This is a genomic window from Paludibacterium sp., from assembly GCF_019232825.1.
GTDB lineage: Bacteria > Pseudomonadota > Gammaproteobacteria > Burkholderiales > Chromobacteriaceae > Paludibacterium.
On the sequence record NZ_JAFAND010000033.1, the window covers coordinates 1 to 9,002 of the forward strand.

Sequence of the window (9,002 nt, forward strand, 5' to 3'; positions counted from 1 at the left end):
CACGGCGGCCGTTTTGGCCGACACCTACAACGAAACCGCCTATCGCCTGTCGTTGCTGGCCTTGTTGGGCGACCCGGAATTGGGCAAGGAAGGGGACGTCATGGCCGATCTCGCGCGCTTGCCGTTGCGGCTCGCCGGCGGCGAGGGACAGGTCGAGCCCGATCATCCCGAGGTGGCATCCCTCTCCGACGCCCAGCTCATGCCGCCGGGCACCTAGCGTTGCGCGGCGATTGCTCCCTACGACTCCGGATGTGCGCTCGCGTAGGGCGCACTCGCCGAAGGCAGTGCGCCACAGACACTGGGCAGATGCGCGATCCGCACCGCCCAGCCATCGGTCAGTCGCAGCAGTTCGCCCTGCGCCATCACACCACCGCCTGACGCCAGCCGCGCCAACGGATACGGCGCCACCTCGACGGCCACCGCCTCCCCCGGCCGCCACGGCCACAACGCGGCGGCCGGCGCCCGCAATGCGGCCACCTCGACCGTCCAAGCGCCTGGGAGCGCCGGAGGCGTGGTCGCGGCCGCGCCGATTTCCGCCAAATCCGGCGCGATGAGGCGCAACCGCCCCGGCGTGGCCGCCGGATGGAGCCAAAACTGATCCAGCTCCTCACCCGCCCCGGCAATGGCCAGGCCATCGCCCACCGCCAGCGTGGCGGGCGCCGGACACCAGCCGAGGCCCAGCGGCAGGCTCAACCAGGCTGCCTCATCCGGCGCTAGCGCTGCCAGAACGCCCCTTAGCCAGGCCTCCGGCGCCGCCAACACAAAAAGCGGCAGACGCCGCGTTTCGCTCTGGCAAAGCAGACACCAATGGCGCGCCGCGGGCGCTTCGGCCGGCATCGGCCGCGCGGCGGCGCAGGGCGCCAATCCCGCTGCCGACAACAAGCCATCCAGCACCGTCAACGTCCAGCCCGCTGCCAGCGGCCACATGGTCCGATCCAGCGCCGCCAGGGCCGGAGCCGGCCAATGCGGAGCCAGCCATCCACACCAATCCGCCTCCGGCACCCAAAACGACAGCGCCTCGCCGTCGCCATAGGCATCAATGCGCACGCCCGGGCCGGCAGGTCTCGCCCGTCGCGCCGTGACGACAGCCTCCCCGCTCGCGCCTTGGGCGCCGATACGGGTTTGCAGGAACAGATCGAGCGCCCAATCCGGTTCAGAGGATCGCGTCATGGCACACGCCCACCGATACCGCCACGCCCAAAACCTGCGCCAGCGACGCGGCCAACGCCGCATGGCCCGCTTGCAGGCGCCGCGCCAACACGGTGTCGGCCGTTTCGAAGCAAAGTCCAAGCCGGCCGTCGCGCCAGTGCAGCCGTAGCCGCAATCCAGCCAGCGGACCGCTGGCCACGCGCAACGCCATGTCCTGCCCCACCGGCAGAGCGGCGTAGAGCGTGTCCGATGTCGCTGCTTCGGCTGGCATGGCCGCCGGCACGTGGCGCGCATCGTGCCCCATATCGCCCATCAACGCGCCAAAACGCGCGATGGATGCGTCGTCCGGCGCGCCCCTATCGTCCCGAGGGTCATTCGCCATGACACGCCCGAACCGTTCCACCGTCGTCTTCATCGCGTCTCCATCATCAAGGTCAGTTTCTCCTGCTGGCGCAACAGCTGCCGCAGTTGCTCGGCCAGCGCCGCCTGCTCGGCCGACAACGCCGCCCGGGCCGCTGCCACCGCTTGCGCTTCCGCCGCCAAGGCGCGCTCCGCTTGCCGCGCGGCGGCCACATGGCCGCGTAATCGCGCCAACGCGCGCTGATCGAGCACGCCGGACTCGGCCAAGAGCGCGCGATAGGCCGTTTGCCGCGCCAGGCGTTCGCGCGCGATGGCAACGCTGTGCGCCGCCAGGCGTTCCGCCTCGCGCGCCATCTGCGCGAGACGCACGCGCAACCGGCGCTCGCGGCGCGCCTTCACTTGCAATAGCCGGCTCAACATGGCAGGCCCACCGCTTGCGACAACCCAGCCAACGCCTCGGCGAAATCGCAGTATTGATCCACCGGCTGACATAGGAGCGCATTCAACGCCGCGCGGCGGGCGATGGCCTCGTCGGCGTCGTCGTCTTGACCAGCTTGGTATTCACCCACGCGCAGCAACAGCTCGACGTCGTTCCATGTCGAGAGCAACTGGCGCAAACGGCCGGCCGCGGCGCGGTGCGCGGGCGTGGTCACTTGCTGCATCACCCGGCTGATGCTGGCTAACACGTCGATCGCCGGGTAATGGTTGGCCTCGGCCAGCTTGCGCGACAGCACGATATGGCCATCCAACAGCGAGCGGACCTCCTCGGCCAACGGGTCGTGCCGATCCTCCATCAACACGGTGTAGAACGCCGTGATGCTGCCGGTCTCGCCCCGTCCAGCCCGCTCCAACAGCCGCGGCAGCCGCGCGTACAAACTCGGCGGATATCCCCCGCCGACCAGCGGCTCGCCGGCGGCGAGCGCGATCTCGCGCACCGCGCGCGCATAGCGCGTCAGCGAATCGACCAGCAGCAGCACGTTTTGCCCCTGATCGCGAAAATACTCGGCGATGGTCGTCGCGGTGGCGGCCGCCTTCAGCCGCTCCAGCGCCGGCCGGTCCGACGTCGCCACCACCACCACGCTCTTGGCCCGGGCGGCCGGCGTCAGCACATGCTGCAAAAACTCGCGCACCTCGCGCCCGCGCTCGCCGATCAGCGCCAGCACCACGACGTCGGCCTCGCTTCCGGCGCACAGCATGGCGAGCAACGTGCTCTTGCCGCAGCCCGGCGGCGCGAAAATGCCGAGCCGCTGGCCTTGCCCCACGGTCAGTGTGGCATCGATGACGCGCACGCCCATGGGCAAACCGCGGTCGATGATCTGCCGGCGCATGGGATCGGGCGGATCGGCGTCCACCGCGCGGCGCGCCTCGGCCAGCGGCGGCGCCATGCCGTCGATCGGCCGGCCGAGCGCGTCCAGCACCCGGCCAAGCAGCGCCGGACCGAGGTCCACCTCGGCCCGCGCGCCGCTCGGCCGCACCAGCGCGCCGATTTGCAACCCGGCCGGCTCGCGGTACGGCGACAACAGCGCCTCGCCATCGACGAGGCCGATCACTTCGGCCAAGTCCCCATTCGGCAGCGCGCACAGCTCGCCTAGACCGGCTTGGGGGAGGTAGGCGCGCAACAGCGTTTGCCCGACCTCGCGCACCCGCCCTGCGCACACGGCCTCGGTGCCGAGATCGATCGGCGGCGGCGCCAAGGCGGCCAAGAGTCGCTCCGGATCAGGCAAGCGCATCGCTGCCGTCCTCCTGCCAGTCGATATGCCCCAATACGCGCATTTCGTGCTCGTCGCCGACCTCTTGGAACGACAGCACCGGTAGATCGAACCACTCGCGCTCGATCAGCTTGCGCACGAAACGGCGCACGTCGATGGCGGTGACCAGCACCGCGCCGGCCGGATGGTTTTTCGCCAGCGCGGCGCGGATGGATGCCACGATGTGGGCGTTTTCCTCCGGCGCCAGCGCCGAATACGATCCGGCGGAGGTCTGGCGGATCGACTCGCGCAAACGCTCCTCGATCTCGCCGCCGATCAGCCAAGCGCTCAGCCAGGGCTGGCCATGGCGGAAACGGCCCAGGATATGGCGGCCTAGCGCCAAGCGGGCATACTCGGCCAGCATGACCGGGTCCTTCTCCACCGGCGCCCACTCCACCAGCGCCTGAAACACCGCGCGCAAATCGCGGATCGCCACGCCTTCGGCCAGCAAACGGCGCAGCACGTCCGCCACGCGCACCACCGGCAGGTGGCGTTGCAGCTCCTTGACCAGCTCGGCATAACGTTGCTCCATCTTGTCCATCAGAAAGCGGGCTTCTTGCACGCCGATCAATTCGGCGCTGTGCCGCGCCAACACCAGCGTCAGCAGCCGGCGCACCTGCTCGGCGCCGTCGTAGAACCGCACCCCCAGACCCTCCAGCAGCGGTGCGAGCGCCGCCGGCGCCCACTGCACCGACAATCCGCCAAACGGCAGGGGATCTTGCGCCACGGCCTGCGGCACCGGTGCGGCCAATGGGTCGATCATCAGCAATGGCCGTAGCGTCAGCGCCAGCACCGACTCCTGGAACAACAAGAAATCCAGCTGCCCCGCCGCCATCGACGGATCGGTCTGCAACACCACCTCCGGCAGCGGCAGGCCGGTTTCGTCGAAGCGCGCCTGGCGCAGCTCGCGCAGCATGGTCTTCAGTTTGTCGCCGCGCGCCAGATCGGGCGCGACCCGCAACAACAGCGGCACGGCGCCGATCGCCACCTCGCCGTCCCCTTGGCCCGGCGGCGTGCTCGCATCGGCCGCCTTGTCGGTAGGCGCCGCCTCCCGCTGGCGGCATTGCAGCCAATAGGCCGAGCCGGCCACCATGCCCGCCAAAGCAAGAAAAATCAGCGTCGGAAACCCCGGCAGGCAAGCAAACAGCGTCAGCACCGCCGCCACCAGCCACAGCGCGCCGAGATGGCGGGTCACCTGGCTCGTCAGCTCAGCGGCGAGATTGCGGCGGGTTTCGCCCGGCACGCGGGTCACGATGATCCCGGCGGCAATGGAAATCAGCAGCGCCGGGATTTGCGCGATCAGTCCATCGCCGACCGACAAAATGGCGTAGGTGGTGGCGGCTTCCCCGGCGCTCATGCCGTGCATGAACACGCCGATGGCGATACCGCCGAAAATATTCACCAGGATGACGATGATGCCGGCGATGGCATCGCCTTTGACGAACTTCATCGCCCCATCCATCGCGCCATACATCTGGCTTTCCTTTTGCACCATCGAACGCAGGCGCCGCGCCTCGTTGGCGTCGATGGCGCCATTGCGCAGATCGCCGTCGATACTCATCTGCTTGCCCGGCATGGCGTCGAGCGAAAAGCGCGCGCCGACTTCGGCCACCCGCTCCGACCCCTTGGTGATGACGATGAACTGCACCACGGTGATGATGGCGAACACGATCAACCCGACCGCCAAATTGCCGCCGATGGCGAAGTCGCCGAAGGTTTGCACGATCTCGCCGGCGTCGTGCTGCAACAGAATCAGCCGGCTCGTGCTGATGGTCAGCGCCAGCCGGTACAGCGTGGTGATCAGCAGCACCGAAGGAAAAGCGGAAAACTCCATCGGCTCGCGCAAGTACACCGACATCATCAATAGCAAGATCGACAGCGCCAGGTTAATGGCGATGAGCAGATCGACCAGCAGCGTCGGCAGCGGCAGGATCATCATGAAGATGGCCATGAGCATCACGATCGCCAAGGCCACATCCTGGCGCTGCTGCAAACGCGCCAGCAGCTTATTGACCGCTTCCATGGGCCTCCTTGCTGGCGCGGTCGACGAGCGTCCTCAGCCGCAACGACATGGCGTACCAGTCCTCGGCCGGCGCGTCAGCCGGCAGCGTCACCGATAGCCACAAGCGCCCCTGCCCGCGCCAGGCCCTGAGCGGCAGACCGCCGGTGGCCTCCGGTTGCAAATAGCGCAGTAGGCGCAGCAGAGCGGGGGGGAGCGCGTTATCGGCCAGCGGGCGCGACAGCGTCAACAGCGCGCGCCCCCGGCAGGCCTCCAGCTGCAGCCGGTCCCCCGGCTCCAGACGCGCCGGCCGTTGCGACGACTCCGCGAGCAAGCGCTGCCAGACCTCTACTTGTCGTTGCCACTGCAAATCCATGCCTGCGTCCCACAGCATTCACCAGGCAAACATCGTGACGCGCCACGGGCGCCCGACGCCATCGGGCCAAGACCTGAACTCAGGTCTTGGCCCGATGGGCGTCTGCGCGCGGCAAGGCCACAATGCCGCACAGACTGATGAGACCCCGCCATGACACCGCCGTCCTCCCCCACCGAAATGATCTTCCTGCTTGCCGTCCTGTCGCTCTTGCCGCTTTTCGTGGTCATGGGCACCGCGTTTCTCAAGCTGTCGGTGGTGTTTTCATTGCTGCGCAACGCCTTGGGCATTCAGCAGGTGCCGCCCAATATGGCGCTGCATGGCCTGGCGCTGGTACTGACCCTGTACATCATGGCGCCGGTGGGCTACCAAGTGCGCGACCGCCTGGCCGCCGCGCCGGATCATGGCGCGAGTCCGCTCGCCCGCCTGGAGGACCATACGCTCGATCCGTACCGTCAATTTCTGCAGCAGCACACGGCGTCGCAACAGCTGCGCTTTTTCCGCGACAACGCGCGCAAGAATTGGCCGGACGCCTTGAAGAACCGCGTAGACGACAATTCGCTCCTGATCCTGATGCCCGCCTTCGCCGTCAGCCAACTGATCGAAGCCTTCAAGATCGGGCTGCTGCTGTTCTTGCCCTTCATCGCCATCGACCTGGTGGTCTCCAACATCCTGCTGGCCATGGGGATGATGATGGTCTCGCCCATGACCGTGTCGATGCCGTTCAAGTTGCTCATCTTCGTGCTCGTCGGCGGCTGGGACAAAATCCTCAACCAGTTGCTGCTGTCGTATCAGTAGGGGCATGCCGTGGGACTGAATTTGATTTTACCGCTGGCCCAGGAAGTGCTTTGGCTCGTTCTCTTGCTATCGCTGCCGGTGGTGCTGGTGGCTTCGATCGTCGGCATTCTGATCAGCCTGTTCCAGGCGCTGACCCAGGTTCAAGACCAGACGTTGCCGTTTCTGATCAAGCTGGTTGCCGCGAGCCTGACATTGGCCGTGAGCGCCCACTGGATGGGCAACCTGCTGCTGCGCTACACCGAGCGAAGCCTAGCGCTGATCTCGCGCATGGGCTGAACGTCATGGGCACGCTGACCGTTTGGCTACCGCTGTTGTTCGTCGCCGCGATGCGCCCGCTCGGCGTCATGCTGCTGATGCCGGTTTTCAGCAACGCCATGCTCGGCAGCGCGCTGGTGCGCAACGCGCTGGCGCTGATGGCGACGCTGCCGGTACTGCCGTTGATGACGACGCTTCAGGTGCCCGATCCCTGGCAGCAGCCCGCCGTGTTCGCCTGGCTCGTGGCAAGCGAACTCGCCATCGGCTTTTTGCTCGGTTTTTCCGCCTCGGTGCCGTTTTGGGCAATCGACGCCGCCGGCTACGTGCTCGACACGCTACGCGGCGCATCGATCGCCGGCGTACTCAATCCGCTCATGAGCGGCGCGCAATCTTCGCCGCTGGGCGTGTTGTTCGCGCAGCTGATTTCCGTTCTATTCATGGTCTCGGGCGGGTTGCACGCGCTCTTGACCTCGCTATTCGATTCCTATCGGCTGCTGCCGCCCGGCCAAGACTGGACATTCGGTCACCACTTCTTGCCCTTTCTACTGCGCGACTGGCAAACCGTGTACACCCTCGGGCTCGGCTTTGCCATGCCCGCCATCGTCATCATGGTGCTGGTCGATCTGGGACTCGGGTTGATCAATCGTACCGTTCAGCAGATGAACGTCTTTTCGCTGGCCATGCCGATCAAAAGTTTGGCTGCCTTGTTGATGCTGCTCATTGCCGTGCAGTTCGGCCTGCAAGCGGTGGAACAGGCGTTCAACCGTTTCGACGGCGGCCTGGTGCGCGCCTTGGCGGTCCGGCATGAGTGAGAAAAACGAAAAGCCGACAGCCAAGCGCATCCGCGATGCGCGCGAGGAGGGACAAGTCGCGGTCAGCCAAGACCTGGGCATCCTGGTGCAAAGCGGCGTCATGCTGATGTGGCTCATGGTGGAAGGACCGGCGCTCTACCGGGCGCTGGCGGACGACGTCCTGCTCGCCATCGCCGTCGGCCAGCAGCCGCTCGAGCGCGCGCTGGCCGAATATGCCAGCCATCTGGGCTGGCTATGGGTCCGTTTTTTCTTCGGCATGGCGGCGGCGCTGGCGCTGACGCTGGCGCTGACCGGCATGCTGCAAACCGGGTTTTTGTTCGCTCCCAAAGCACTCGCGTTCAAGCCTGAGCGTTTAAATCCGATCGCCAACGCCAAAAACCTAGTGTCGATGAAAACCCTGTTCGAGCTCGTCAAATCGTCGCTCAAGGTATGGGTGCTGGGCATCACGTTCGCCTATCTGATCAAACGCTACGGCCCATCATTCGCGCACTTGAGCCAGGCGGATCTGGCGGCGGGGTTCTCGGTCTGCCGGCAGATGCTGCTGTGGATGTGGGCGGTGCTGTTGGCCGCCGGCGCGGTATTCACGGTCGCCGATCTCGCCATGCAGCGCTATCAGTTGCTCAAGCAGTTGCGCATGTCGCGCAAGGACATCGAGCAAGAGCACAAAAGCAGCGAGGGCGACCCTGAATTGAAACAGCGCCGGCGCGAACTGCACCGCGAGGTGCAAAGCGGCAGCCTCGCCGCCGACGTCGCCCAGGCGTCGGTGGTGGTGCGTAATCCCACGCATATCGCCGTCTGCCTGCGCTACGTGCAGGGCGAAACGCCGCTGCCGCAAGTCGTCGCCCAGGGGCGGAACCATCGCGCGCGGCGCATCGTCGAGCTGGCGGAGCATCGAGGCATTCCAGTGATCGAGCAAGTGACGCTGGCGCGCGCGCTATTTCGGCTGACGAACACGGGCGACTACGTTCCCGAGCCGCTGTTTGCCGCGGTGGCCGAGGTCTTGCGCCAGGCCATGGCGCTCATGGAAGCGGTGGACGGCTAGTACTCCAGCCGAGTCTGTGGCGCACTGCCTTCGGCGAGTGCGCCCTACGCGAGGGCTCATCCGGGGTCGTAGGGAGCAATCGCCGCGCAACGCGCGGCATTGCGCCAATGCCGCCGCGAGGCGAGACCCGGCGCTAGCGGCCGATTTTCAGATTTTCCTGACAGCAACGCCATCTTGTCGAATCAGCGTCTGCTGGATAAGGTAGTTGGCGCGGCATGTCGCCGCAGTGGCGCGGGTCCGAGGTCTTGCCCACCCCGGACCCGCTGACCAAACCAACTCACTTGCACACAAGGAGCTAGCATGGCTATCGCCAATACTAAAGCACACCTTCCCCTTTCTTCAAACCGCCATTTCCGCCAACAGCAGTTGCTCAGCCTGATTTCCGTGTTGTGCGCCCCGCGGCAGTGCCGTCCCAACCCGGACGTCTGCCGGCTGATCGTGGACAGCCAGCTTGCCTGGCGGTCCG

10 protein-coding genes and 1 pseudogene are annotated in these 9,002 nt (G+C 66.5%); 5 read left to right on the forward strand and 6 right to left on the reverse strand.

Translation table 11 applies throughout. The annotated features are described in order from the left end of the window. Positions 1–217 (forward strand): annotated as a pseudogene (locus tag JOZ06_RS02975) (hypothetical protein); the annotation flags it as partial. 20 nt (positions 218–237) lie between these two features. Here JOZ06_RS02975 and JOZ06_RS02980 read toward each other — a convergent pair. From JOZ06_RS02980 to JOZ06_RS03005, 6 genes are read right to left on the reverse strand one after another with little or no spacing between them, the layout of a single operon-like run. After that, the gene (locus tag JOZ06_RS02980) at positions 238–1,170 is read right to left on the reverse strand and encodes a hypothetical protein (protein WP_293228462.1); all 933 of its coding nucleotides are present in this window, start codon (positions 1,168–1,170) and stop codon (positions 238–240) included. After that, the gene (locus JOZ06_RS02985) at positions 1,154–1,564 is read right to left on the reverse strand and encodes a hypothetical protein (protein WP_293228464.1); all 411 of its coding nucleotides are present in this window, start codon (positions 1,562–1,564) and stop codon (positions 1,154–1,156) included. The genes JOZ06_RS02980 and JOZ06_RS02985 overlap by 17 nt, the downstream gene beginning before the upstream one ends. Then, entirely contained in the window at positions 1,561–1,929 is a 369-nt protein-coding gene (locus tag JOZ06_RS02990) for a hypothetical protein (RefSeq protein ID WP_293228466.1), read from the reverse strand. Before JOZ06_RS02990 ends, JOZ06_RS02985 begins: the two co-directional genes overlap by 4 nt. Next, the gene (locus JOZ06_RS02995) at positions 1,923–3,239 is read right to left on the reverse strand and encodes a FliI/YscN family ATPase (protein ID WP_293228468.1); all 1,317 of its coding nucleotides are present in this window, start codon (positions 3,237–3,239) and stop codon (positions 1,923–1,925) included. Before JOZ06_RS02995 ends, JOZ06_RS02990 begins: the two co-directional genes overlap by 7 nt. Further along, positions 3,226–5,280 (reverse strand): EscV/YscV/HrcV family type III secretion system export apparatus protein, encoded by a 2,055-nt coding sequence (locus JOZ06_RS03000; RefSeq protein WP_293228469.1) that lies wholly within the window; start codon positions 5,278–5,280, stop codon positions 3,226–3,228. Before JOZ06_RS03000 ends, JOZ06_RS02995 begins: the two co-directional genes overlap by 14 nt. Further along, positions 5,264–5,632: a hypothetical protein gene (locus JOZ06_RS03005; RefSeq protein ID WP_293228470.1), complete on the reverse strand. Its 369-nt coding sequence runs from the start codon at positions 5,630–5,632 to the stop codon at positions 5,264–5,266. The genes JOZ06_RS03000 and JOZ06_RS03005 overlap by 17 nt, the downstream gene beginning before the upstream one ends. 150 nt (positions 5,633–5,782) lie before the next feature. Here JOZ06_RS03005 and sctR point away from each other — a divergent pair, with 150 nt between their 5' ends. From sctR to JOZ06_RS03025, 4 genes are read left to right on the forward strand one after another with little or no spacing between them, the layout of a single operon-like run. Beyond that, positions 5,783–6,427 carry a type III secretion system export apparatus subunit SctR gene (gene sctR, locus JOZ06_RS03010; RefSeq protein ID WP_293228471.1) on the forward strand — a complete coding sequence of 215 codons (645 nt, stop codon included), beginning with the start codon at positions 5,783–5,785 and terminating at the stop codon, positions 6,425–6,427. A 9-nt stretch (positions 6,428–6,436) separates the two neighbouring features. After that, positions 6,437–6,703 (forward strand): type III secretion system export apparatus subunit SctS, encoded by a 267-nt coding sequence (gene sctS, locus JOZ06_RS03015; protein ID WP_293228472.1) that lies wholly within the window; start codon positions 6,437–6,439, stop codon positions 6,701–6,703. 5 nt (positions 6,704–6,708) lie between these two features. After that, a complete protein-coding gene (gene sctT / locus JOZ06_RS03020; protein ID WP_293228474.1) occupies positions 6,709–7,494 on the forward strand; it encodes a type III secretion system export apparatus subunit SctT in 786 nt (261 codons plus the stop codon). Next, positions 7,487–8,536, forward strand: a complete 1,050-nt coding sequence (locus JOZ06_RS03025) for an EscU/YscU/HrcU family type III secretion system export apparatus switch protein (protein WP_293228476.1) — start codon at positions 7,487–7,489, stop codon at positions 8,534–8,536. The genes sctT and JOZ06_RS03025 overlap by 8 nt, the downstream gene beginning before the upstream one ends. The last annotated feature ends 466 nt before the right edge of the window (positions 8,537–9,002 follow it).